This is a genomic window from Dyadobacter beijingensis DSM 21582 (genome assembly GCF_000382205.1).
GTDB classification, from domain to species: domain Bacteria; phylum Bacteroidota; class Bacteroidia; order Cytophagales; family Spirosomataceae; genus Dyadobacter; species Dyadobacter beijingensis.
This window is the reverse complement of the sequence record NZ_KB907786.1, coordinates 826,315-851,393: the sequence shown is the minus strand read 5'-3', so window position 1 is coordinate 851,393 and position 25,079 is coordinate 826,315. Positions and strand designations below refer to the sequence as shown.

At 54.4% G+C, this 25,079-nt stretch carries 16 protein-coding genes; 13 read left to right on the top strand and 3 right to left on the bottom strand.

Going from position 1 to position 25,079, the window contains the following annotated elements; genetic code table 11:
- Window positions 1-37 precede the first annotated feature (37 nt).
- Both H144_RS0103600 and H144_RS0103595 read left to right on the top strand, forming a co-directional pair.
- A complete protein-coding gene (locus H144_RS0103600; protein WP_026350388.1) occupies window positions 38-1,702 on the top strand; it encodes a RagB/SusD family nutrient uptake outer membrane protein in 1,665 nt (554 codons plus the stop codon).
- Window positions 1,703-1,743: 41 nt separating this feature from the next.
- Entirely contained in the window at window positions 1,744-2,697 is a 954-nt protein-coding gene (locus tag H144_RS0103595; protein WP_019940667.1) for a sugar phosphate isomerase/epimerase family protein, read from the top strand.
- Between the two features lie 148 nt (window positions 2,698-2,845).
- Here the strand turns inward: H144_RS0103595 and H144_RS0103590 are convergent, their stop codons facing one another.
- From H144_RS0103590 to H144_RS0103580, 3 genes are all read right to left on the bottom strand, one after another.
- Window positions 2,846-3,097, bottom strand: a complete 252-nt coding sequence (locus H144_RS0103590) for a Txe/YoeB family addiction module toxin (RefSeq protein ID WP_019940666.1) — start codon at window positions 3,095-3,097, stop codon at window positions 2,846-2,848.
- Entirely contained in the window at window positions 3,097-3,306 is a 210-nt protein-coding gene (locus H144_RS0103585) for a type II toxin-antitoxin system Phd/YefM family antitoxin (protein ID WP_019940665.1), read from the bottom strand. Before H144_RS0103585 ends, H144_RS0103590 begins: the two co-directional genes overlap by 1 nt.
- A 71-nt stretch (window positions 3,307-3,377) precedes the next feature.
- A complete protein-coding gene (locus tag H144_RS0103580) occupies window positions 3,378-4,544 on the bottom strand; it encodes a LacI family DNA-binding transcriptional regulator (RefSeq protein WP_019940664.1) in 1,167 nt (388 codons plus the stop codon).
- Window positions 4,545-4,885: 341 nt separating this feature from the next.
- On the opposite strand from H144_RS0103580, the gene H144_RS0103570 reads away from it, so the two are divergent.
- From H144_RS0103570 to H144_RS0103520, 11 genes are all read left to right on the top strand, one after another.
- Window positions 4,886-7,912, top strand: coding sequence for a SusC/RagA family TonB-linked outer membrane protein (locus H144_RS0103570; protein ID WP_019940662.1), 3,027 nt, complete (start codon window positions 4,886-4,888; stop codon window positions 7,910-7,912).
- An 18-nt stretch (window positions 7,913-7,930) separates the two neighbouring features.
- Window positions 7,931-9,424 (top strand): RagB/SusD family nutrient uptake outer membrane protein, encoded by a 1,494-nt coding sequence (locus tag H144_RS0103565; RefSeq protein WP_019940661.1) that lies wholly within the window; start codon window positions 7,931-7,933, stop codon window positions 9,422-9,424.
- Between the two features lie 218 nt (window positions 9,425-9,642).
- On the top strand, window positions 9,643-10,569 hold the full coding sequence (locus tag H144_RS0103560) for a hypothetical protein (protein ID WP_019940660.1): 927 nt from the start codon (window positions 9,643-9,645) through the stop codon (window positions 10,567-10,569).
- Between the two features lie 137 nt (window positions 10,570-10,706).
- Window positions 10,707-12,479: an FAD-dependent oxidoreductase gene (locus H144_RS0103555; protein WP_019940659.1), complete on the top strand. Its 1,773-nt coding sequence runs from the start codon at window positions 10,707-10,709 to the stop codon at window positions 12,477-12,479.
- Window positions 12,480-12,497: 18 nt separating this feature from the next.
- Window positions 12,498-13,517: an FAD:protein FMN transferase gene (locus H144_RS0103550; RefSeq protein WP_229207833.1), complete on the top strand. Its 1,020-nt coding sequence runs from the start codon at window positions 12,498-12,500 to the stop codon at window positions 13,515-13,517.
- The gene (locus H144_RS0103545) at window positions 13,514-16,093 is read left to right on the top strand and encodes a hypothetical protein (protein WP_019940657.1); all 2,580 of its coding nucleotides are present in this window, start codon (window positions 13,514-13,516) and stop codon (window positions 16,091-16,093) included. Before H144_RS0103550 ends, H144_RS0103545 begins: the two co-directional genes overlap by 4 nt.
- Window positions 16,094-16,168: 75 nt before the next feature.
- Window positions 16,169-17,881 carry a sodium:solute symporter family protein gene (locus tag H144_RS0103540; protein WP_019940656.1) on the top strand — a complete coding sequence of 571 codons (1,713 nt, stop codon included), beginning with the start codon at window positions 16,169-16,171 and terminating at the stop codon, window positions 17,879-17,881.
- 135 nt (window positions 17,882-18,016) lie between these two features.
- A complete protein-coding gene (locus tag H144_RS0103535) occupies window positions 18,017-20,062 on the top strand; it encodes a glycoside hydrolase family 2 protein (protein WP_019940655.1) in 2,046 nt (681 codons plus the stop codon).
- 48 nt (window positions 20,063-20,110) lie between these two features.
- Complete coding sequence (locus H144_RS0103530; RefSeq protein ID WP_019940654.1) at window positions 20,111-22,384, top strand: FAD-dependent oxidoreductase; 2,274 nt, start codon at window positions 20,111-20,113, stop codon at window positions 22,382-22,384.
- A 193-nt stretch (window positions 22,385-22,577) separates the two neighbouring features.
- A complete protein-coding gene (locus H144_RS0103525) occupies window positions 22,578-23,690 on the top strand; it encodes a TSUP family transporter (protein ID WP_374754576.1) in 1,113 nt (370 codons plus the stop codon).
- A gap of 201 nt (window positions 23,691-23,891) precedes the next feature.
- Window positions 23,892-25,079 carry a trans-sulfuration enzyme family protein gene (locus tag H144_RS0103520; protein WP_019940652.1) on the top strand — a complete coding sequence of 396 codons (1,188 nt, stop codon included), beginning with the start codon at window positions 23,892-23,894 and terminating at the stop codon, window positions 25,077-25,079.

Sequence of the window (25,079 nt, the reverse complement as noted above, 5' to 3'; positions counted from 1 at the left end):
ACTAACATCTTAAACACGGTATCATAGCATTATCGATATGAAAAAGAGCGTATTAGCATTAACAGCAATGGTCTGCGTGGGTGTGCTCACCTCCTGCGGGGACAGTTTTCTCGAAACGACACCGCTCGGCGTGGGTAACGAAGCCATGCTTGCCAACAAAACCGGGATCAATGCCGTACTCATCGGCGCATACAGCTTGCTCGACGGCGTGGGGTCCGGGCCGGTGAACACCTCGTCGGTCAGTAACTGGATCTACGGTTCCGTCGCTTCCGACGATGCCTACAAAGGCAGCGACGTGGGCGACCAGGCGCAGATCACGACCATCGAACGGTATATTCCGCAGGCGGATATCGGTGCTTACAATGATAAATGGGTGGCCGTTTACGACGGTGTTTCGCGCTCCAACAACGTGATCAACCTCATTGCCAAAGCCACCGACATGACCGAGGCCGAAAAGGCGCAGGCATTGGGCGAAGCACGTTTCCTCCGCGCCTGGTACCATTTCGAGGCGAAAAAACTCTGGAATATGGTGCCTTACGTGGACGAAAAGGTGACCGATTTCATTAACCTGCCCAACGATAAGGATATCTGGCCGAACATCGAAGCCGATATCCAGTTCGCGATCGACAACATTTCCGCGACCAAGGCGCAGGTGGGCCGCGCCAGCAAATGGACAGCGAAAGCATTCCTCGCCAAAGTGCATATGTACCAGCAGGATTACCAGGCCGCCAAGCCGCTCCTCGACGACGTGATCAACAACGGCCCGTTCTCGCTCGTGAACAGCTTTCACGACAACTTCCGCATCACGACCGAAAACAATGCGGAATCGGTTTTTGAAGTGCAAATGTCGGTAGCCGATGGTGGTGCCGGACAGAACGGCAGCTGGGGAGATAACTATAACTTCCCTTACGGCTCGGCACCGGGCGGATGCTGCGGTTTTTACCAGCCGACCCAAAACCTCGTGAACGCATTCAAAACCGACGCGAACGGCCTGCCGCTGCTCGATACGTTCAATGATGTGGATGTGAAAAATGATGAAGGCCTTTCTTCGTCGGATGCATTTACCCCTTATGAGGGCACGCTCGATCCCCGTCTCGACTGGACAGTAGGACGCCGCGGACTACCGTTCCTGAACTGGGGCATTCACCCGGGTAAAAACTGGATCCGCGACCAGAGCTTCGGAGGCCCGTATACCTTCAAAAAATTCTTCGCATACAGCGGTGAAAATGCCGGAGCCGAATCGCCCCGCGCCAATGCAAACAACTACCGCGCCATCCGCTTCGCCGACGTGCTCCTGATGCGCGCCGAAGTGGCCGCCGAAGACAACGACCTTGCCACCGCATTGAAGCTCGTGAACCAGGTGCGTACCCGCGCGGGCAATGTAGTAGTGATGGATGCCGCCGGAAAACCGGCCGCCAACTACCTCGTGAAAACGTATCCTGCATTCGCCAGCCAGGAATATGCACGCAAAGCGGTCCGCTTCGAACGCCGCCTGGAACTCGCCATGGAGGGCCACCGCCATTTCGACCTCGTGCGCTGGGGCAATGCCGACGTGATCCTGAATGCCTACCTTTCCAAGGAAAGCAAAAAGCGTACATACCTTGCCGGGGCAACCTTTGTGAAGGGCAAAAGCGAGTACTTCCCGATCCCACAGGCGCAGATCGATATCATGGGCGCTGCCGTTTTGAAACAAAATCCATAAAAGTGACAAATTTTTAATATTATTATCCAAAATTTCACGCAATGGTACCTCACGAACAGGATCATACTTCACGGCGCGACTGGCTGAAAACCATCGCACTCGGCGGGGCGGCCGCCATGACCAGCCACGTAGCACAGGCAGCGCCTACGGCTCCGGCACCAGCGGCCCGCAGGATTCCCATCGCCGTTTCGACCTATTCCTACTGGCATTTCCAGGAGAAGAAATACCCGATCGAGAATGTGATCGAAGACGCAGCCCGGCTCGGCTTCGACGGCGTAGAAATTTTGCACCGCCAAATGGACAATGAGACTGTCCCCTACATGAACAAGCTGAAAAGGCTTGCATTCGACAACGGGCTGTCGCTTCCGCTACTCTCTATTCATCAGAGCTTTGTGCAGCCCAAGCCGGAAGATCGCAAAAAGGACATTGAACATACCCTAAAATGTATTAACCTTGCGACCCAAATGGGCATTCCGGCGATCCGTATGAACACCGGGAGCTGGCGTACGGTGAAGCGCGACGCCAACTATTACAAGGATGGCAAAGAGCCGCCGATCCAGGGCTTCACCGACCAGGACGCCATTAAATGGTGTATCGAATCGATGCAGGAATGTCTGGCGGCAGCCGAAAAGGCGGGCGTTGTGCTGGCGATCGAAAACCATTGGGGGCTGTCGTCGAACATCGATTACCTGCTTGAAATCTACAAACCGCTGGCCTCGTCGCCCGCTATGGGCATGAATGTGGATACAGGTAATTTCGTGGGCGACCCCTACCCGCAGTTCGAACGTCTGGCACCCTACGCGACCATCGTGCAGGCCAAGACTTATTACGGCGGCGGTCACTATTACGACCTCGATCTCGACTACAAACGGATCGCGGGCATTTTAAGAAAAGCGAATTTCAAAGGCTACGTCTCGCTGGAAATGGAAGGCAAAGAAGACCCGGCCACAGCGGTGCCGAAAAGCCTGAAAGTATTGAGGGAAGCACTGAGCTAACCCCTCATAAGAGTTTCATAATTATATTCTGTAGTTAATAAAGTGCAGCTTCTTTGGGGCCGCACTTTTTGTTTTTATTAGCCACGAATACACGAATAAGCACGAATAAATTCTTCGTGATAATTCGTGGCTTCGTGGCTTTAAAATTTCAATAATGGTATTTACATTGAGCGATGATAATGCAGCCATCGGCAACTTTGTAAACCAACCGATGTTCCTCGGTGATCCTCCGAGACCAGAAGCCTGAATAATTCGAGCGTAGCAATTCCGGCTTTCCCTTTCCTTCGAACGGGGTCCGCAAACATTCCCTGATCAATTCGTTGATTCGTTTTGCAATGTTCCGGTCGACCCGCTGCCATTCGACGTAATCCTCCCACGCATCAGGATGCCATGAGAGCATCACAGATCAGTAAGGTCGCGGGGAAAAATGTTGGTTCCGGATTCGATGTCCTGCATTGCTTTCAGCAAACGTGCTCTGTTTGCCGGGCTTTTCATCAGATATGCAGTCGTATCCATTTCCTGATCCGCATTCGAAGCATGATGGCGGTTCAGGAATTTGAAGATATTTAGAATGGATTGCCGCTTTTTCAATGGGAGAGCAAGTTTCATTACTTTTTTGTTTAGGTGTGTATGGGTAAAACTTCGTTTAAAATTAAGCCTTAAATACCTGTTATCCAAACCTACCTACACCGCCGAGACGACCCGCGCACGACCAACTCCGTACTCAAAACCTGCTTCTCGTTCACGATAATCTCCTCCGCATCCACAAGCTGCAATACCCACTCGGCCGTAGTACGCCCGATCTGGTTGGTGGGCTGGCGGACGGTCGTGAGGCCGGGGCCGATGTAGGCTGATTCGGCATTATCGCTGAAACCGACCACGCCGAGTTCGTCGGGGACCGAGATGCCCTTTTCACGCGCCATGAGCATGATTTCGATCGCCGACGAGTCGTTAACGGCAAAAATGGCGTCGGGGCGATTGGCGAGGTCGAGCAGGTACTGGCCGTAAATACGGGCCTTTTGCTGAGTGAGCATGCCCTGGATGATCATATGGTCGTCGATGGACTTGCCGTACTTCTCCATCGCTGCCTTGTACCCCCGCAAGCGCTCCTGGCTTACCTGCAACGTGAGCGGGCCCCCGAGGTGGGCAATGCGTTCGTAACCATTCAATATCAGATGTTCCACGGCCTGGAACGAGGCTTCGAAGTCGTTCACGACCACTTTCGGCACGTCGATCTGGTCGCAGACGCGGTTGAACTGGATGAGCGGAATGCCACGCTTGGCAAACAGGCTCAGGTGGTCGAAGTTATTCGTTTCCTGCGTGAGAGAAATAAGCAGGCCGTCGATGCGGTTGGCCAGCATGGCCTTCGTATTCGATATTTCTACCTGGTACGACTCGTTGCTTTGCATGATCGTGAGGTTGTAGCCGGCCTCGGTAAGTACCTCGTGCGCGCCGATGATCACGCTCGGGAAAAACTGGTTCTGGAATTCCGGAACGATCATTCCAATTGTGTTGGTCCTGCTTTTGACGAGACTGTAAGCAAGCTGATTTGGCTGGTAATCGAGCTGAGCGGCCTTATCGAGCACAGCCTGGCGCGTTTCGGGACTGATGTCCGCGTGCCCATGCAGTGCGCGCGAGACGGTAGAGTTGGACACGCCGAGCGATTTGGCGATGTCGATGATCGTCGTCTGGTGCCGCTTGCGCTTCACGAGCGATTCGACGGTATCATCGCGTTCGGCGTGCGTGAAATAGTAGTTGCACCATTTGCACAGGTACCGCTGCTTGTTCCGCACATAGCCGGCCTTCATGATACCATCCACCTGCGCGCATTTCACACATTGAATCATAATCCTTGTACTTTTTAAATATATAGCATTCCAAACCGCAATTCCTCCTAGGCAAACATCCCCACTCACAAAAATATAGAAATTTCCAATTAATCATCAGCAAAACCATATATCGGTAACGTCTCCGCAAACGTTACCGATACTTTTTGTTCGATTTCCGGAAATTTCTGGCTTAAAACTACATTGATGCCGCCTCTAAACGCAGCTATATTTAGGTTAATACCGCATTTCGCGACGGCTGGCCGGTTAGTCAGACAGCCCCGACATGTACCATTTCAACAAATTAAAATTGTACTATTTCAATTTTACCCTTTTTGATCAAACCCTAATATTTTACCCGCATGAAGAAAAAAATACGTGACTTGTTCCTGCTCGGCTTCCTGTGCCTGGGCATCACGCAGTCGCTACTCGCACAAAATGTGACTGTGAAAGGCAAAGTGACCGACGATAAAAATGAGGCGATCCCGGGTGTCAGCATTACCGTGCAGGGCACCCAAACCGGCACCCTCACCGACGCGGAAGGCCTGTATTCCATCGAAGCGGCCGGCAACGCCACACTCGTGTTTTCGTTTTTGGGTTACCTGAAAGAAGAGGTGGCGATCGGCAACCGGTCAAGCATTAATGTTTCCCTGAAAACGGACACCAAGGCGCTCGAAGAAGTAGTAGTGGTAGGTTACGGAACGCAGCGCAAGATCGAAACCACCGGCTCCATCGCCTCCGTGAAGGCGGCCGACCTCGTGCAAACACCCGTCGCGAACGTGGCGCAGGGCCTGCAATCGCGCATTGCGGGGGTGCAGATCAACCAGAATACCGGTTCGCCGGGGGGTAACGTGAGCGTCCGGATCAGGGGTACCAACTCGATCAACGGCTCGTCGGAACCGCTTTATGTCGTGGACGGCATCCAGATTTCGAATGGCGGCGGCATCAACGACGTGAGCCCGCTTTCGACCATCAATCCGAATGACATTGAGTCGGTGGAAGTACTGAAAGATGCGTCCGCATCGGCCATTTACGGTGCGCGCGCCGCGAACGGGGTAGTGCTCATCACGACCAAACGCGGTAAAAGCGGCGCTACCCGCGTGACGTACGATGGCTACTACGGTTCCCAGAAAGTGAATAGAATGCTGCCCGTGCTGAATGCCGCCGAATTTGCGCAGGTGGAGAACGAGGTTTTTAAAAATAACTACTACCCCGATCCTGCCTCGCTCGGCGAGGGCGTGAACTGGCAGAAGGTGATCTTCCGCAAAGCGCCGATCCAGAACCACCAGCTTTCGATCAATGGGGGGAATGAAAAGACGCAGCTGGCGCTTTCGCTCAACTATTTTGACCAGGATGGTACGCTGCGGGGCTCGGCATTTACCAGGTATTCTTTCCGCCTCAACCTCGACCATCAGATCAGCAAGCGTATCAAAGTGGGCACGAGCATCCTGAGCAGCTATTCAGTGGCCGACGGTATTCAAACGGGCAGCACCGATATCGGCAACGCCGGCGTGGTAACGGCCACAGTCCTCGGCGCGGCCATAGGCGCCCCGCCTACCCTGCAACCCTACCGCCCGGACGGTACCATTTTCCCCTTTGGCGAGCAGGCCGGCGGCCAGTACCGCGAGGTCGTGAACCCGCTTAATTTCATCGATATACTTAACAAAAGAGCCATCAAGCGGACGCTGGCCAACGTCTACGGCGATTTCAGTTTGTTCAAAGGGCTTACTTACCGGGCATCTTTCAATATTGACCAGAAAGGCGAGCTGTACGATTTCTATTCGCCGCGCTCGATCGTCAACAAAAGCGACCTGACCGACGCCTCCGGCAGCGGTACCAAGCAGAATGTCAACGGCCTCGCATTGCTGCACGAAAGCATCCTGACCTACGCAACCAATTTTGGTAAAAACCATTCATTCAAAGCCACAGCGGTATTCGGTACCCAGCTCGATCAGTACAACGATAATACATTGAGCGCTGCGGGCTTCCCGAACGACGCTACCCGCAACGAAGCGATGCAGCTTGCATTGACGCGCAATGTGAGCAGCTTCCGCAGCAGTCAGCGCCTCGACTCCTACCTGGCGCGTGTCAATTACGGTTTCAAGGATAAATTCTTCCTCGACCTGACGGCCCGCGTGGACGGATCGAGCAAATTCGGGGCGAACCACAAATATGGCGTGTTCCCCGCGGTGTCGGCGGCTTACCGCCTCATCGAGGAACCATTCATGAAGGACATCACCTGGCTTTCCGACCTGAAACTGCGCGGAAGCTACGGGATTACGGGTAATGCAGGCGGTATCGATCCGTATCAATCGCTGGCCGTCGTGGCCGCCAATGGCAGCAACTACATGCTCAACCACGGCTACGTGACGGGCATAGACCCGACGCGCATCGCGAACCCCGACCTGCGCTGGGAGCGTTCGCAGCAGACCAACTTCGGGATCGATCTGAGCCTGCTCAACAACCGGATCAGCGTCATCGCCGATGTGTACCACAAGAAAACCAACGACCTGCTGTACGTAAAAACATTGCCGCTCAGCTCGGGGTATAGCACCATCACGGGCAACTACGCCGGGTTGCAGAACAAAGGGCTCGAACTCGCCGTGAATGCACGCATTCTCGACGGCACGTTTAAATGGGATGTCTCGGCTAATACCACCATCAACCGCAATAAGGTCCTCGGCCTGGACGGCGGCGTGACGCAGGAACGTTTTATCACGACCTACACCGTCCTGAAAGTGGGCGAGCCGCTCGGAATATTCAAATCCTATGTTTTCGACGGCATTAACCAGACGGGCGAAACGATCTTGCCCGGCTACGACGGACGTGTGGGCGGCCACAAGGTGAAGGACGTCAACGGCGACGGCCAGATCACCTCCGCCGACCAGGTGATCACGGGCAACCCCAATCCGAAATTCATTTACGGGTTCTCTACCAACCTGTCGTACAAGGGATTTGACCTGGCGGCATTCCTCTCGGGCTCCCAGGGCAACGACATTTACAATGCCAGCCGCCTCTCTTTTGAAAACCCCCTCGGCCAGCGTAACCTGCTGAAAGGCGTCGTAGACCGCTGGTCGCCGACCAACCCCAGCAACCAGTATGTGAGCGGGTTCCAGGGCGGCCGCCTGCCCATTACCGATTACGTCGTGGAAGATGGCTCCTACCTGCGCTGCAAGAACATCACGCTCGGCTACACGGTCCCCCGCTTCAAAGGCGTGCAGGGCATCCGCGTGTACGTAAGCGCGAACAATCTGTTCACAATCACGAATTACAGCGGTTTTGATCCCGAAGTGAATACCTATGCAGGTTCCAACACGGCCATCGGTATCGACAACTTCGTGTATCCGCAAGCCAAGTCGTTCCTGGGCGGAATCCAGGTTACCTTCTAATTTTCCCTGAATCCTCTTATGAAAAAACTACTGAAAATCACGACATACCTGGGCATGGCCGGCACGGCGCTGATCGCACCTTCCTGCCAGCTCGACGAGACGATCTATTCGTCTATTTATACAGAAGATTTTTACAAAACCGCGGCAGACGCGGAAAAAGGGCTTATTTCTGTCTACGGCGCGCTGGGCGGCCTGGGCGGCGGGCCCGCATTGACGCTCATCGCCGATTTCAGCGACGACCAGACCTACCCGCGCGGCGTGGTGGGCCGGAACACGCTCACGCAGTTTACCTATGACGTCAACTACACGACGCAGAAAAGCAACTCGCGGCTTAACGAATCGCCGCAGCAGATCTGGCAGTCGTGCTACGCCGGCATCGAGAAGGCCAACTGGGTGATTGCCAAAGTACCGGGAGCGAATATGGACGAAACGCGCCGTAAGCAGATCCTCGGCGAAGCATACTTCCTGCGGGCATTCTATCACTGGTTTTTGAGTAAAAATTTTGGGGATATTCCCGTAAAAATCTCGCCGAGCTATTCGGAAGAAGATGCGGTAACGGCCAAAAGCCCGAAAGCAGACGTTTACAAGCAAATCTACGCCGACCTCGACCAGGCGCTGGCCTCCGGGCTGGTTTCCTACCCGGCCGTGGAAAAAGGACGGGTGGCGAAAGAGGTGGTGAATGCGTTGTATGCCAAAGCCGCATTGTACAACGAAGATTGGGCCAAAGCGCTCGAACAAGCCAAAGTCGTGATCGCTTCGGGCAAATACGCGCTCATGGAAGACGTCCGCGATGTGTACAAATATGACAAGGAAGACGCTGCGCGCATCGAAAATATGTGGGCATTCGAGGTAGACCCGGTATCTCCGGGACTTGGGCACCAGCTCACCGGCCTCTGCGGCCCTCCGGGAAGCGCGGGACCTGAATATGCCCGCACTTCTTACGGTTCGATGTTCGCCTACCAGGCGTTTTTCAGTTCATTCGACCCGACCGACAAGCGCCGCCTGCTGCTCGATACGACTTATATAGACAAAAGCGGCAAAACCGTCCCGCAACGGAGCATTACGCCCATTACCACGAAAGGCGTGCTGATCAAAAAGTACCAGGACCCGGTTTCGACGGTAGGTATGATCCCCAACATCCCGATTTTCCGCCTGCCCGACGTCTACCTGATCGCCGCCGAAGCGGAAGCGCGGTTGAATGGTGCCTCGGCCGCTGCCTATGACTTCGTAAACCCGGTGCGGAAACGGGCGGGACTCGCCAACCTGAAAACCGGCCTTACGAAGGATGCATTCATTGAAGCCGTTTTGCAGGAACGCGCATGGGAATTTTTCGCGGAAGGCGACCGCTGGTACGACCTCACCCGCACGGGCAAGTTCCTGACCGTGATCCCGAAAGCGGTGAACGAAGTGTACCCTACCCGCAACGTCACGGCCAAAAACAAGTATTTCCCGATCCCGCTCGACGAGATCAACGCGAATACGAAACTGGAACAGAACCCGGATTGGAAATAAAAGGGGCAACAGGAGGCTCCTCCGGAGCCGAAATGTGATTGAAACCAATGCTTTGCCAGAAACAGGAAGTCCCTCCGGGACGATCGCAGCGTGCAATGTCCCGGCGACCTTTCAATTTTCGCCCCGCCCCGGAGAGGCCACCTGTTTCCAGCAATCGCAGCATTCAGACGCAACGAGCCCCGGAGGGCTTCCATAATGACCGCTGAAAAAATTATACAATGATCCAATTACTGCTTTTGTACTCGCTATGCTGCACCCCTTACACCACGAGGGAGCGCGTCCGCGAGTTCAAAATCACCGAAAACGACACATTGACCTACACCCTGAAACTCGCGCTGGACGACAAAGGCCGGCCGCAGTATTTTTTCAGGAACATATTCACGCCGGTTTGCTATACCAATGAATGCAAACCGGTGTATGTCAATTTTTACTGGGATCTGCTGGGCAACTACGAGCGCTACGACCTGCCCGAAGGCAAAGTCCTCACCAAAGTCGATCACGACGAGTTCAAGGAAGCCGACTACCAGAAGTTGCAGGACATCCTCATTCAGCCCAATTCCATTTTTGCAGACCTCAAAATGGAAGACCTCATTACCAAAGGCACCGATAAGCTCACCGATTCCGTGGACGCGAAGGCCGGCGCGACTTTGAAAACCATTAAAAACCAGGTCATCGACGGCGCCGTGTACACCTGCTACACGCTGTGGCACATCGCATATGGAAAGGCCGTGCCCGAAATGCAGAAGATTATCGAAGCCTACTCGAACGATGGGTTGCTGCACACCTTTCTCGAAAGCAAAAACCACCATTACCAGTACTGGGCGATGGCCAGGGTGATGGATGCGGGCGGCACGGTTAAAAAGCCATTCGAGAAAGACATCGAGGCCATTATCGGGGGGAAAAACCTCTTCATTGCCAAATATGCCTTACAGCATACGGGTAATGATTTTTTCAAAACACAGGAAAGGCAAAGCTGGCTCTGGGAAACTTATCTGAAAACAGGCTATGCGATGCAAGTCGCGATTTTGAAAAAACTGAACGGCATCCCCCTTTTAAAATCCCTGACAGCCAACCTGCAAGCAAGCCTGCCCCATGCCAATGAAGAACAGACATTATTAATTCAAAAAATCCTGCAAAAACAATGAACATTCCCCAAATCCCCGGACTTCATTCCGGGGCAATAAGCGCTCAGATGCCTCTGGCAACTAAGCATGACAAAAAATCCCCTTGCCCCGGACCTAATTCAGGGGACTATCAGAAGTTGTTGGGGATTGTTGTTTTGATGATTTTGATGTTTCCTGTTCTGGGCCAGAATCATGTTTTGGTGGAGACAGAATCATTTGAAGACAAAGGCGGCTGGGTGATCGATCAGCAGTCTTTTGTGGTCATGAACTCGGCTTATATCATGGCACATGGAATGGGGCGGCCGGTGAAGAATGCCGCCACTTCGGTACAATTCCCGAAAACCGGCAAGTACCATTTGTGGGTGCGTACCAAAGACTGGGCGCCGTTCCCGAAAGGGCCTGGCAAGTTCCAGGTGATCATCGATGGCAAGTCTACCGGCCAGACATTCGGCGAAAGCGGGGCCGATGGATGGAAATGGTACGATGGCGGGGTGGTCGACATTAAAAATGCCACCACCAAACTGGCCCTGAAAGACCTCACCGGCTTCAACGGCCGCTGCGATGCCTTACTTTTCACCGACGACCTGAAATTCACCCCCCCGAACGAGCTGGAAGCACTGACGGCATTCCGCAGGAAACTGCTCAACCTCACCGACAAGCCGCAGGATGCCGGCCGCTACGACCTCGTGGTGGTAGGCGGAGGCATTGCGGGCACCTGCGCAGCCATTTCCGCGGCACGCATGGGCCTCACCGTCGCGCTCATCCAGGACCGGCCAGTGCTGGGCGGCAACAATAGCTCCGAAGTACGCGTGCATTTGATGGGCGACGTGGACAAAAACCACTATCCGAAACTCGGCCGCATTGTCCGCGAAATGGACAACGGCGACCCCGGCAATGGTAACCCCGACGCCAAAGAGTACGGCGATGCACGCAAAATCTCCATCGTGAAAGCCGAGAAAAACCTTTCGCTCTTCCTCAATACCCACGTTTTTAAGGTAGAAAAAGAGAACGACATTATCACTGCCGTGGTCGGCCGCGACATTGCTACCAACCAGGAACGGCGCTTTTCGGGCTCGTTCTTCTCGGATTGTACGGGCGATGGTACCGTTGGCTTCCTGGCCGGCGCGGAGTTCCGGATGGGCCGGGAAAGCAAAGCCGAAACCGGTGAATCGCTGGCGGCGGAAAAGAGCGACGATTTTACATTGGGTACTTCCAATTTGTGGGCTTCGGTGGACCGGGATACCGTTTCGTCGTTCCCCGAAACGCCCTGGGCCATGCAGTTTTCGGACGAGTACCATATCGACGAGCCGAAGTCCGACTGGCAATGGGAAACCGGGTTCGGGAATTTCAACACCATTACCCAGGCCGAGCAGATCCGCGACCATAACCTGCGGGCGATTTATGGCAACTGGTCCTATCTCAAAAAGAACAAAGCCGCTAAATACGGCAAAAAGGAGCTGGCGTGGGTGGCCTACATTGGCGGTAAACGCGAGTCGCGCCGGCTCATCGGCGATTATGTGCTGAACCAGATGGATATCCAGGAAGGCAAATTTTACCCCGACGGCTCTGTCACCGCCACATGGACGATCGACCTGCATTTCCCCGATGCCAAAAACAGCCAGTATTTTGAAGGACAGGAGTTTTTTGCCGGCACGAAGCACATCAAGGTAGCGCCCTACACAATCCCCTACCGCTGCCTGTATTCCAAAAACATCCGTAACCTGTTTATGGCCGGCCGGAATATCAGCACTACGCACGTCGCGTTCGGAAGCACGCGGGTGATGCGTACCTGCGGGATGATGGGCGAGGTCGTCGGCTTCGCGTCGTACCTCGCGGCCAAATACAAAACGAGCCCGCGCGGGGTGTACCAAGACCATTTACCGGAGCTGACAGGCATTCTGAAAGGCGAAACGCTCGCGCCACAACCCTGACTTACAATAACATACCATATGATAAGCATTGCCGGAGTAATATCCCCCCTCTTCCTGATCGTGCTGCCGTTGGCGACAATGGCGGCGCACGGGGAGGCCGTTGTCCCGGCGGATACGGCCCTGGTTTCCATCGACGGCGAGGCGCAGGGCACCACTTATCATATCCGCTATTTCGATGTGCAAAATCGCCATTTGAAGCATGAAATCGACTCCATCCTGACCGACTTCGACCGATGCCTTTCGCTTTACCGCCCCGATTCCGAGCTGACGGTATTCAATGCAACCGGGCGCCATACCTTCCGTTCGCCGTGGTTTTACGAGGTTTTAGGTAAATCAAAGGAAATATATGCGGCTACCGGCGGCGCGTTCGACCCGACCATTATGCCGCTTTCGGAGGCCTATGGTTTTGGGAATAAAAAGAACATCGACCCGGAACGCGTGAACGCGGATTCACTGCTGCAATTCATTGGTTTTAATCAGGTTGAATATAATCCCGAACAAATCACGGCCAGGCCCGGCGTCCGGCTCGACTTCAACGGCATCGCGCAAGGTTACTCGGTAGATATCATCGGTGCGTTTTTGAAAACGCAGAACATCGACCGGTTTATGGTGGAGATCGGCGGGGAAGTACTTTGCGCGGGCAGGAAAAACGGCGGTAGCGACTGGATAACGGGCATTGAAAATCCACTAAAACCGAATGCACTCGCAGCCACCGTGCGCCTTACCGGCCGCGCCATGACCACCGCGGGAAATTACCATAACCGCATTGTCCGCAACGGCATTACCTATAACCACATTATCGACCCGCGCACGGGGGCGATGGAACAGACGCCATTGCTCAGCGTTACCGTGTTCGCGAAGGACGCCATCACGGCCGACGGATACGACACCGCATTCTTTGTAATGGGTCCCGAAGCGACCAAAACCTTTTTGAAAAACCGGAAAGATATCGACGTGTACCTGCTTTACACCAATGAGGAGGGCGGACTCGCCTCCTTCATGACCGACGGTATCAAAGACCTAATCCAGGAAAAATGAAGCGAATAACCCTGTTACTACCTATTTTACTCAGCGTTCTCATCGTTGCGCAGGCCACTGCCCAGCGGACCGTTGTAAAATCATTAGCCAACAATGCCATCCGCGTCCAATGGCGCGAAAAGGATGGTGCATTGAAACTCGAAGAGGTTTCCGTGAACAGAAAAGGCCAATGGGCCAAAATGGCGGCTCCCTCCGGCGAATACACATTGCTCTATTCCGAAACCAAACCTTCAACGGAAGCGGCCGAACAGTTCGAAAAGATAACCGGCGGCAAATTCCCCGAAGACGCCTACCATTACCAGCAAACCCAATGGAAGGAAAGTACTACTGGCGTGGCGCTGAACACGGCGGGACAGGCATTTTATTTCTTCCCGAAAACCGGCACCGCGAAGGATAACGGGCTGGAATTCCAGTCGGAAACGGACGTAGCCACGGTGACCGCGCATTGGAAAATGGACCCGCGCTTCCCGAACGATATCCTCGTCACGATGACCCTGAATGCGAAAAAGAAGGGCTTTTTCTCCCTCGCTTCGCCTACCCTGGCCGCATTGCCGGTGGAGCAGATGAGCTGGGTGTCGGTGCCGGGCTATTTTCAGGGAAATTTTATGCAAAAAAATTTCGCGCTCGCCTACGCGTACGGGCACGGCGTCCCCACCCGCCCGGTGGTGTACCGCGAGCGGTGCGCATCCACGCTGAGCCCGCTGGTGAGCAACAAGGATGGCTTCACCCTGTCTGTTGTGCCTGAGCCCGGCCTTGCGCGCGACCCGTGGGCGAAGGACCAGATCACGCAGATCGACTGGCACCTGGGCCTGTCGCATATGAACCGTAAGGCACAGCTTTCGCCTACCTTATATTACCCGGTTTTGGGGGAAGATAAATCTGAAATGGAGGCCGGGCAGTCGGTTTCCTGGTCGTTCCGGTACAGCATAATCGACGGCGATTGGTTCCAGGCCACCAAACACGCGGCCGTAGACATCTACAAATTCCGCGAAACACTCGCATTGCGTCAGAGCAAGCAGGCATTGACCGATCGCATTGAAAAAATGCACCATTACCTCACCGATCCGAAGACTTCGTTGTGGAATATCGAGGAGTTCAAGGGCAAGCAGATCGGGGCACAGTCGTACCTCGGCGGCGTGGTGGGCTCGGATAAGGATGCGATGAAAAACTCGGATTACGGCGCAATGTGGATGCTCGCCAATGCCACGCAGGACCCCGAGCTGACCCGAAAAGTGCTGCCTCCGGCCGAAAACTTCAAGCTCGTGCAGCAGCAAACGGAGCCCGGTTTCTTTAAAGGTGCCGTGGAAGGCCAGTATTATTTAGCCAAGAAGAAAAAGTTCGTGGAAGAATGGGGCGAGGTGGTGGAACCGATCGCATTGACCTACTATGTAATGCTCGACGTGGGCAATATGCTGCTTTTCGAGCCGGATAATGCGGAATTGAAAGAACGGCTGCAACTGGGCGCCGAACGGCTGCTCAGCTGGCAGCGCGAAGACGGCAGCTTCGCCGTGGCTTACGACCGTAAAACAGAGCAGGAGACATTCAAGGACATTCAGGACGTACGGCCGACATTCTACGGATTGATCGTCGCGCACCGCATGCTGAAAGACGATAAATATTTGAAAGCTGCCGAAAAAGGCGCTGAATGGTTTATCCAAAACGCCGTGCAAACCGGTGCCTTCCTCGGCGTGTGCGGAGACGCGCGTTACGCCCCCGACTTCGCTACGGGCCAGTCGGCACAGGCATTGCTGGATTTGTTTGATTTAACCCAAAACAAAAAATACCAGGAGGCCGCCGTCACCTGCGCGAAAATTTACACCTCTTCCATTTACACCCACCCTATTGCCGATCACCGTTCTAAAACCGTGAATGGCGTAGCGAGAGAGGATTGGGAGATCAGCCAAACCGGCCTCAGCTTCGAGCATGGCGGTATTTTCGGGTCAGCCACCCGGCATGGGCCTATTCAGCTGGCGAGCCATGCGGGGCTGTTTATCCGCATTTACCAGCTGACGGGCGAACAGCTTTTCGCCGATATGGCACGGGCGGCGGCGATCGGCCGGGATGCGTTTGTAGACAGCAAAACGAGCGTGGCATCCTACTACTGGAATGCGATGAACCGCGGCGCCGGCCCCTACCCGCACCACGCCTGGTGGCAGATCGGCTGGATCACCGACTACCTGCTTTCCGAAGCGGCATTGCGCTCGAACGGCAAAGTGGTGTTCCCGCGCGGGTTTGTGACGCCCAAAGTAGGCCCGCACCAGACTTACGGCTTCGCGCCGGGCGACGTGTTCGGGGATAAGGCAAAACTGGTCATCACCGAAGGCTTCATAGCAGCCGACAGCCCGTCCATCGACCCTATTATTTCCAAATCTGAAACCAAAAACATTTACTACGTCACGCTGCTGAACAACAGCGCGCAGCCGACGGCATTCAACCTCAAAATCGACGGCAGCAAAGTGTCGCAAGCCACCGCCGCGGCGATGACATGGGCCGAAACGGGCCAGAAAGCAGCCATCAACAATATCAAACTGCCCGCATTCGGAAGCAGGACGTTGGTTATAAGCTATAAGCCGTAGGCAGTAAGCTTTAAGCAACCAAACAACAACCAAGCATACAGCTTACAGCTTACAGCATATAGCATCTGGCATTTTATGAACAACACCACCGACACCATTGTCATTCTCGTATTCTCCGCGTTCGTGATGGGCATTGGGATGCTTTTTGCCCGGACGGGGCGCAATTTGAAGTCATTTTTTGCCGGGGGCGAGGCAGTGCCGTGGTTTATCGGAGGGCTGTCGCTTTTTATGAGCTTTTTCTCGGCCGGCACCTTCGTGGCCTGGGGCTCGATCGCCTACAAACACGGCTGGGTGGCTGTTACCATTCAATGGACGATGTGCATCGGGGCGTTGGTGACGGCCCTCTATCTGGCACCGCGCTGGAAACGCACGGGCGCGCTCACCGCCGCCGAATTCATCCGCGAACGTCTCGGACTGCCTGTGCAAAAGACCTACATATTCATTTTCACGCTCGTTTCGGTGTTCATCAAAGGCTCCGTGCTGTACCCGGTGGCGAAACTGGTAAGCGCTTCGCTGGACCTGCCGCTCGTGCCGTGTACGATCGGTCTCGGACTTTTCATGATCGCCTACACGGCCGTAGGGGGGTTGTGGGCCGTGATGGTGACGGATATTTTGCAATTCGTCGTCCTATCCGCCGCCGTGTTCATCCTGCTGCCGCTATCGTTTGATAAAGTGGGCGGCTGGGAAGGGTTTACGAGCAACATCCCCGACGATTTTTTCAACCTGCTTAATGGCGAATATACGCTCGGCTTCGTGGCGGCATTTGTGATTTACCACATTTGCTACATCGGCGGCAACTGGACGATGGTACAGCGCTACACGAGCGTCGATAGCGAGAAATCCGCCAAAAAAGTGGCATTCCTCTTTGCCGGATTGTACCTGATCAGCCCGGTGATCTGGATGTTTCCGCCGATGATCTACAAGGCCATTAACCCGGCGTTGACGGGCCTGGACACCGAGAATGCCTACCTGATGATCTGTAAGCTGGTGCTCCCGCCCGGGCTGCTCGGCCTGATGCTCACGGGCATGTATTTCTCCACCTCCGCCAGCGCGAATACGGCATTGAACGTCGTGTCGGCGGTTTTCACCAACGACATTTACAAAGGCATGATCAACCCGGCAGCGTCCGACCGGCAGCTGATCCGCGTCGCGCGGGGCTCGTCGTGGTTTTTCGGGTTGGGGATGATCGGCATCGCATTGCTGGTACCTGCCGCGGGGGGGATTGTGGAGGTGGTGCTGAGCATTTCGGCCATTTCCGGTGGCCCGCTGCTGGCGCCGCCGCTCTGGGCATTGTTTTCCAAAAGATTGAATGGCCGCGCTACGCTGTGGATTACCTGTATCGGACTGGTTGTCAATTTGTTTTTCAAAACGCTCGCCCCATTGCTGCTGGATTTCAAACTCTCACGCGGAATGGAAACGATCGTGGGCGTGGGCCTGCCGCTGTTACTACTGCTCGCCTACGAGCTATGGGCACGGTCGAAGAGCCTCGTAGCGGATGAGTATACCATTTATATGCTTTCCAAAGACCAGCGCAGGCAGGAAGCGACAAAAATGGACGCGCAGGAGGCATTTGAAATTAAAAAACAAAACCGGTTCGGATTACAGGTAATCGCGGGGGCGTTGCTGTTTACGGCTGTGATGCTGTTCATCCTAAGCTTTTTAACAACCGACGGGACGCTGGTAACGGCCGGCGTGGCGGTAGTGGTTTTGATTTCGGCGGCGATACCGTTTTCGGCGGCGCGGAAGGTGGTACTGGTGCAGGAAGATGAAACGCGGGTCGTCGCGTAGGTTTGCGCTGGCGACGGGATTTTACTGGGAAAGTTCGATATGCCCACGGATCACATGACAGCAGCCAGTCCCGTTAGGGGCACAACAAAAATCAACCGCAAACAAAAACAAAGCACAACTGAAAGACATCACATAATGAAACGATTAAGCCTGTTAACCTTCTCGATTTTAGTTTCTTTAACCACCGCATGGGTAGCGGCCCAACCGAACGCGGCCCGTTACCATATCCGGCAGCCTGACGCGATCCCGCTGCATGGCGAGTGGTGGTTCCTGCTCGATCCGGCCGGGTTGGGCATAGCCAACCAGTGGTACCGCGATGGTATTGCGCAGGAAAGCCGCCAGGACAAGGTGACCGTCCCGCATTGCTTCTCGACCGATCCGCGCTATGAATTTTATACGGGCACAGCCTGGTACCGCAAGACTTTCGCCTGGAAACGCACGACCGGCAAGCGCGTCATCCTGCATTTCGATGCGGCCTATTACAAAACCAACGTGTGGCTGAACGGACAGGCTGTCGGCGAACATGAAGGGGGTTATACGCCGTTCAGCTTCGACGTGACCGACCAGCTGAAAGATGGGAACAACCTCTTGGTAGTGGCCGTCAATAACGATACCTGGAAAACGAATACGATCCCCGGCATTAAGGACGGCGGCAATGTGAACGACGGTTTTGTGGGTTGGGTCAACTATGGCGGTCTTATCCGGCCGGTTTACCTGACGATCGAGCCGGAGGTTTACACGGAAAATGTTAAAATCGAAACAATACCGGACCTGGCGAAGGGCTCGGCGGTAGTGAGAGCCAAAGTACGGGTGCGGAATGCTTCTGCTAATGCGATGTCGCCGAAACTGGATTTCGCCGTTGTGCAGGACAAAAAACCATTGGTATTAAAATGGAAAACCAAAACGGCCAGTATCCCGGCCGGGACAACGGCGATCCTGGAAACCGAAGCGGCTTTGACGCCCGCGCAGGTGAAACTTTGGGACCTGGACCAGCCGAATTTGTATGAAATGAAAACGATTGTCGGGGCAGATACGCTCGTATCGAATTTCGGGATCAGGAAAATCGAGGTCGGTAATGCGCAGCTGCTTTTGAATGGCAAACCGGTGAAGGTCGGCGGCGGCAACCGCGTGATCGACTACCCCGGCCTGGGCTCTGTGGAACCCGACTGGCTGATCGAACAGGATTTCAGGTTGATGAAAGAAGCGGGCATGGAATTCCAGCGTCTGACGCATTACACGCCTTCCGAATACTTCTACGACCTCGCCGACCGCTACGGCATGCTCATCATCACCGAAGCCGGTAACTGGCAGCTCACGCCGAAGCAAATGGACAACGACTCGATGCGCACGAAATTCCGCGCACAGTTCCGCGAAATGGCCGAACGCGACTGGAACCACCCGAGCGTGATCGCGTACAGCGTCGGCAACGAATACGGGTCGACGACACCCGGCGGCCAGCGTTGGACCAAGGACATGATCGCTTACGCCCGCGAGCTCGATCCCACGCGCCTGTACACATTCGCGAGCATGCTCCTGAACCAGTTACCCGCCAAACCGGAGGACGAGGCCAGCCAGTACGTCGATTTTGTTTCGACCAATACCTACGGCGGCCACGCGAAATCGCTGGACCACATTCATAAGCTGTACCCCGACAAGCCGGTGTTCATCAGCGAATGGGGGACCCGGTCGGATGGCAAGGGCGGCGAGGCCGGGCAAGCGCAGCATTTGAGCGATGTAATGGCTGAAATCCGCAAGCGGCCATTTGTGGCGGGCGCTTCGTGGTGGACTTACAACGACTACCGCAGCAAGCTGTTCGGCACGAATGTGAATGGCTTCCGCCCGTGGGGCATTGTGGGGCCGGACCGGTCGCCGCGGCTCGCCTACCCCGTGCATCAAAACGAACTTTCGCCCGTAACGATCGAAAAAGGCACCTATACGACCGGCGAACAGGGCATTCACCAGCTGGTGCTGAAAGTGACGGCCCGCGGCGATTTTCCGGCCCGGCCTTTGAAAGGGTATGTACTGAAAGCGGGTGACACCAGCATCGCATTGCCCGAGATCAACCCCGGCGAAACGAAGGATATTACCATTCCTGTGCGTGGTTTTGACAAACAAATCCACATTACCATTCTCAAACCGACCGGTTTTACCACCATCCAAGCCGACATCGACCTAAAATAATGCTGCGCCAGCGTGCCGGCAACCATGACATATTAAGACCTGACAAAAATGATAATCGGAGAATCGACACACAAAAGAGAACCAAAAACCATAGCGCTGCCGGCGGACCTGGTGATTGTAGGCGGCGGATTGACGGGTACCTGCGCGGCGATTACGGCGGCGCGGGCCGGCCTGAAAGTGATATTGGTACAAGACCGCCCGGTGCTGGGCGGCAACTGTTCGAGCGAGGTGCGGCTGTGGATACTGGGCGCGACCTCGCATATGGGCAACAACAACCGCTGGGCCCGCGAGGGCGGCGTGATCGACGAGATCATGCTTGAAAACGCCTATCGCAATCCCGATGGCAACCCGTTGATTTTTGATACCGTGCTGCTGGAAAAAGTGACGCAGGAAGGGAACATTACTTTGCTGCTCAACACGGCCGTGTATGATCTCGACAAGGCGCAAAATGGGGAGAAAATTGAAGCTGTACACGCATTTTGCAGCCAGAATAGTACCAGATATACCCTATCCGCACCACTGTTTTGCGATGCTTCCGGGGACGGCATCGTGGGCTTTCTGGCCGGGGCGGCATTCAGGATGGGGGCGGAATCGATGGAGGAATTCGGTGAAAAATTCGCGCCGGACAAGGCTTACGGTGAGCTTTTGGGACATTCTATGTATTTCTATTCCAAAGACATCGGTCGGCCGGTAAAGTTTGTACCGCCGTCGTTCGCATTGCAGGATATTACCGATATTCCGCGTTATAAAACATTCAATCCCAAGGATTTCGGGTGCCGGCTGTGGTGGCTTGAATATGGCGGCCGGATGGATACCGTGCATGACACGGAAAAGATCAAATGGGAGCTTTGGAAGGTCGTGTACGGGGCCTGGAATTATATTAAAAACTCCGGCGAGTTCCCCGAAGCGGAAAACATGACGCTCGAATGGGTGGGTGCTATCCCCGGCAAGCGCGAAAGCCGCCGTTTTGAAGGCGACTACCTGCTCCGGCAGCAGGATGTGGTGGAACAAAAAACCTTCCCCGACACCGTTGCATTCGGCGGCTGGAGCCTCGACCTGCATCCGGCCGACGGCGTTTATTCCGACCAGGCGGGCTGCAACCAGTGGCATAGCAAAGGCGTTTACAGCATTCCCTACCGCTGCTTTTACAGCAAAAACATTGAAAACCTCTTCATTGCGGGCCGCATTATCAGCGCTACGCACGTCGCATTCGCATCCACGCGTGTGATGGCCACGAGCGCAACGGGCGGGCAGGCTGTCGCGATAGCGGCGGCGGTGGCCAAAAGGCATCATTGCTCTCCAAGAGAAGTGGGCGAAAAGCACCTGGAAGAATTGCAGCTGGAACTGTGGCGTTCGGGCCAATATTTACCGCACACCGCCATTTCCGACCCGGAAAATCGGGTAAACGATGCGCAGATCACGGCTTCTTCAACGCTGGAACTGAAAGAATTGGCAGGCTCCGATCAATGGAACACGATCGGGCATTCCGTAGCGCAAATGCTGCCGGTTAACGGCGAAATGCCTTCGGTAACTGTTTGGGTGGAAGCTGCGCGGGACACCGAACTGTTTGTTGAACTCCGGAAAAGCAGCAAGGCGTTCAACCACACGCCGGACGTCACTTTGGAAAACAAAAGCTACCGTTTGATAGCCGGTAAGCATGCGTTAACGCTCGATTGGGACAGTTATTTCCCGGAGGAATGCTATGCATTTGTGTGCTTCCTGAAAAATGAGTCGGTCAAAATCCGGTACAGCGAGCAGCGCGTAACCGGATTGGTCACCGTTTTCAATGCGACCAACCCCGCCGTTTCGAACTATGGCAAACAGGAACCGACGGAAGACCTCGGCGTGGATACCTTCGAATTCTGGTGCCCGCAGCGCCGCCCGGCCGGTTTGAATCTGGCATTTACATTGAGCGAACCGATCCGTCTATTTGGCACGGAAAATCTGCGGAACGGGCTCCACCGCCCCATTGCCGGGCCCAATGCCTGGGTAGCCGCACCCGAAGACCGCACCCCCGAAATCGGCATTCGATGGAGTGAAAATCAATCCGTTTCCCAAATCGATTTCGTATTCGACACGGATTTCGACCACCCGATGGAGAACGTGATTTACGTGCATCCCGAGACGGTAATGCCTTTCTGCGCACAGGATATCGAAGTACTGGACGACGCGGGCACTGTCATCGGGACAATCAATGACAACCACCTGACCAAACGATCATTGGTTTTCAGCAAACCTGTGAACACGCAGTCGCTGAAAATCAGGCTGCAAAACAGCCATTCGCACGTGCCGGTATCGCTGATGGAAGTCCGTGTTTATTAACGCGGCTTCCGTTTTTATTCTTTGAAAACTAATAAATTGATCGTAAATTTGCCGTCCTGAAATAGCAAACGTTTGTTTGCTATTTTCTTGAAAGTTTACTCTATAATTATAGTATACTACATAGACTTTGAAGGAAGCGGCGGATTTAACACCCTCAACTGAAAGCAGCGAAAAGAATTGGGAATCCCTACAAGTGGCTTATATCGCAAGTGGTGATCCTGAGGAAGATCGGCGTTTGGCTGCGCTCGCCCGCGAGCAGGGGAAAGCCGTTTTTCTCCGCGATCTGCCCGAAGAGTCTGATGCGATCTTTCAGTCGGGTCCCGCAACGTCCGGAAACGCCGGACCGGAACAGCCGGTTTCCAGAAATAGTACAAAAACGCCGCTCACCTGGGAGACTATCCAGCAAAAGCTCTGGGCCGCAACCGTCCGCAAGCGTAGCCGCACCGAAGTGGCCGTTAACATCTTCTCCGCGATCGCTTTAATGGTTGTCGGACATTTGATTTTCACCTTTTTCACCTACGATCGCCTTACGCTGCTCTGGAATGAGCTGGAAGTGAGCGAAGGGTTTTTCTACTATGTGCTCGGCGGGTTCGTAGCCCAGATGATCGACGGCGCATTGGGTATGGCATACGGCGTCACCGCGTCGACATTCCTGCTTACGGTAGGCGTGCCGCCATCGGCTGTGAGCGCGAGCGTGCACACCTCGGAGATTTTCACGAGCGGGGTTTCGGGGTATATGCACCTGAAATTCGGTAATGTGAACAGCAAGTTGTTCAAAAAGATCCTTTTCCCCGGCGTACTCGGCGCGATTGTAGGCGCATACGCCCTGTCTTCCCTCGAAAAATACATTTACATTATCAAGCCGCTGGTGGCAATATATACGCTCATCCTGGGAATCCTTATTATCCAGAAAGCGTTAAAGAAACGAGTTGAAAAGAGGCCGATCAAGAAGATCGGCTGGCTGGCGATGGCAGGCGGAACCCTGGATTCCATCGGTGGAGGCGGCTGGGGGCCGATCGTTACATCCACGCTCATTGCGCGGGGAAGGCATCCCAAGTACACCATCGGTTCCGTAAACCTGGCGGAGTTTTTCGTGTCGCTGGCAAGCTCGGTTACATTCATCAGCATTATCGGATTTTCACACTGGCAAGTGGTGCTCGGCCTGATCCTCGGTGGTATGGTTTCCGCACCCATCGCCGCCACACTATCCCGGCGCCTGCCGATCAAAACCATGATGATCATGGTCGGCACGATCGTCATCATCGTCAGCCTGCGGATTATCTATATGGTTTTGAGTTCGCTTTAAGCAACAGGCTTTGAGCTATAAGCAGCAGGCCGTATGCGAAGGCCATCGAAAATTTGATAACAAAAAAATTGATTTACAATACATTACATCAAATACATATAGCTTAAAGCATATAGCCTAAAGCTTATAGAAGTTGACTTACAATTCATTATATAAAAGGCTTAAAGCCTAACGCTTACAGCCTAAAGCATATAGCTTCACATGAAAAAACAGACCAAAGCGATACGTACGCAAACCGCCAAAACCAAGTATCGCGAGCATTCGACTCCCCTCTTCCTGACGAGCAGCTTCACATTCGAGAGCGCCGAGCAGGGAAAAGCGCTTTTTGAGGAAACCGAAGAAGGCAACATTTACAGCCGTTTCTCGAACCCCAGCGTACAGGAGTTTGTGGATAAAGTATGTATTCTCGAAGGCCTGGAAGACGGCGTGGCCACCGCTACCGGTATGGCGGCCGTATTCGCTAGCATGGCGGCATTGCTGAAAACCGGCGACCACATTCTGGCTTGCCGCGCGTTGTTCGGCTCGGCACACCAGGTCATTACGCAGATTTTGAGCAAATGGGGCATTACCCACACTTACCTGGACGCTGACGCGAGCGAAGCGGATTGGGAAGCTGCCGTGCAGCCCAACACCCGGATGATCTACCTCGAAACGCCGTCCAACCCAGGCCTCGACCTGGTAGACCTCGCGATGATCGGCCGCATAGCCAGGAAACACAAGATCATTTTCAACGTAGATAACTGCTTTGCCTCGCCTGCATTGCAAACCCCGGCCGACTTCGGCGCCGACCTCGTCCTGCATTCCGCGACGAAGTTTATGGACGGACAAGGCCGCGTCCTCGGTGGTGTGGTTGTGGGTAAAAAGGAATACATCAAGGAGTTGCGCTTTTTCTGCCGCCAGACGGGACCGTCGATGTCGCCCTTCAATGCGTGGGTTTTGAGCAAAAGTCTTGAAACGCTGAACCTGAGAATGGAGAAGCATTCATCCAACGCATTGGCGCTGGCGAATGCTTTGGACAAGCACCCGGATGTCAAATCGGTGAAATACCCGTTCCTGGAATCGCATCCGCAGTACCATTTGGCCAAACAGCAAATGAAAGCCGGCGGCGCCATCGTGACGATTGAGCTCGAAGGCGGTTTCGAACGCGTAGCGGCATTTATGGATGCATTGGAGATTGCATCGCTGTCATCCAACCTGGGAGACACCCGCACGATCGTCACCAACCCGAACACGACGACCCACGCGAAATTGAAGCCGGAAGAAAAGGCCGCACTCGGCATTACCGAAGGTTTGATCCGCATTTCCGTCGGTTTGGAAGACATTGAAGACCTCATCGAGGATTTCACCCACGCGGTGGAAGTGTCGGTGAAAAGTGATATATTGGAATAG

Bases quoted from the DNA above. Each gene is read 5' to 3' on its own strand.
- H144_RS0103560 (WP_019940660.1), top strand. From the start codon at position 9,643: ATGATCCAATTACTGCTTTTGTACTCGCTATGCTGCACCCCTTACACC.
- H144_RS0103565 (WP_019940661.1), top strand. From the start codon at position 7,931: ATGAAAAAACTACTGAAAATCACGACATACCTGGGCATGGCCGGCACG.
- H144_RS0103585 (WP_019940665.1), bottom strand. From the start codon at position 3,306: ATGAAACTTGCTCTCCCATTGAAAAAGCGGCAATCCATTCTAAATATC.
- H144_RS0103590 (WP_019940666.1), bottom strand. From the start codon at position 3,097: ATGCTCTCATGGCATCCTGATGCGTGGGAGGATTACGTCGAATGGCAG.
- H144_RS0103600 (WP_026350388.1), top strand. From the start codon at position 38: ATGAAAAAGAGCGTATTAGCATTAACAGCAATGGTCTGCGTGGGTGTG.
- H144_RS0103550 (WP_229207833.1), top strand. From the start codon at position 12,498: ATGATAAGCATTGCCGGAGTAATATCCCCCCTCTTCCTGATCGTGCTG.
- H144_RS0103570 (WP_019940662.1), top strand. From the start codon at position 4,886: ATGAAGAAAAAAATACGTGACTTGTTCCTGCTCGGCTTCCTGTGCCTG.
- H144_RS0103545 (WP_019940657.1), top strand. From the start codon at position 13,514: ATGAAGCGAATAACCCTGTTACTACCTATTTTACTCAGCGTTCTCATC.
- H144_RS0103555 (WP_019940659.1), top strand. From the start codon at position 10,707: ATGATTTTGATGTTTCCTGTTCTGGGCCAGAATCATGTTTTGGTGGAG.
- H144_RS0103580 (WP_019940664.1), bottom strand. From the start codon at position 4,544: ATGATTCAATGTGTGAAATGCGCGCAGGTGGATGGTATCATGAAGGCC.
- H144_RS0103530 (WP_019940654.1), top strand. From the start codon at position 20,111: ATGATAATCGGAGAATCGACACACAAAAGAGAACCAAAAACCATAGCG.
- H144_RS0103595 (WP_019940667.1), top strand. From the start codon at position 1,744: ATGGTACCTCACGAACAGGATCATACTTCACGGCGCGACTGGCTGAAA.
- H144_RS0103540 (WP_019940656.1), top strand. From the start codon at position 16,169: ATGAACAACACCACCGACACCATTGTCATTCTCGTATTCTCCGCGTTC.
- H144_RS0103535 (WP_019940655.1), top strand. From the start codon at position 18,017: ATGAAACGATTAAGCCTGTTAACCTTCTCGATTTTAGTTTCTTTAACC.
- H144_RS0103520 (WP_019940652.1), top strand. From the start codon at position 23,892: ATGAAAAAACAGACCAAAGCGATACGTACGCAAACCGCCAAAACCAAG.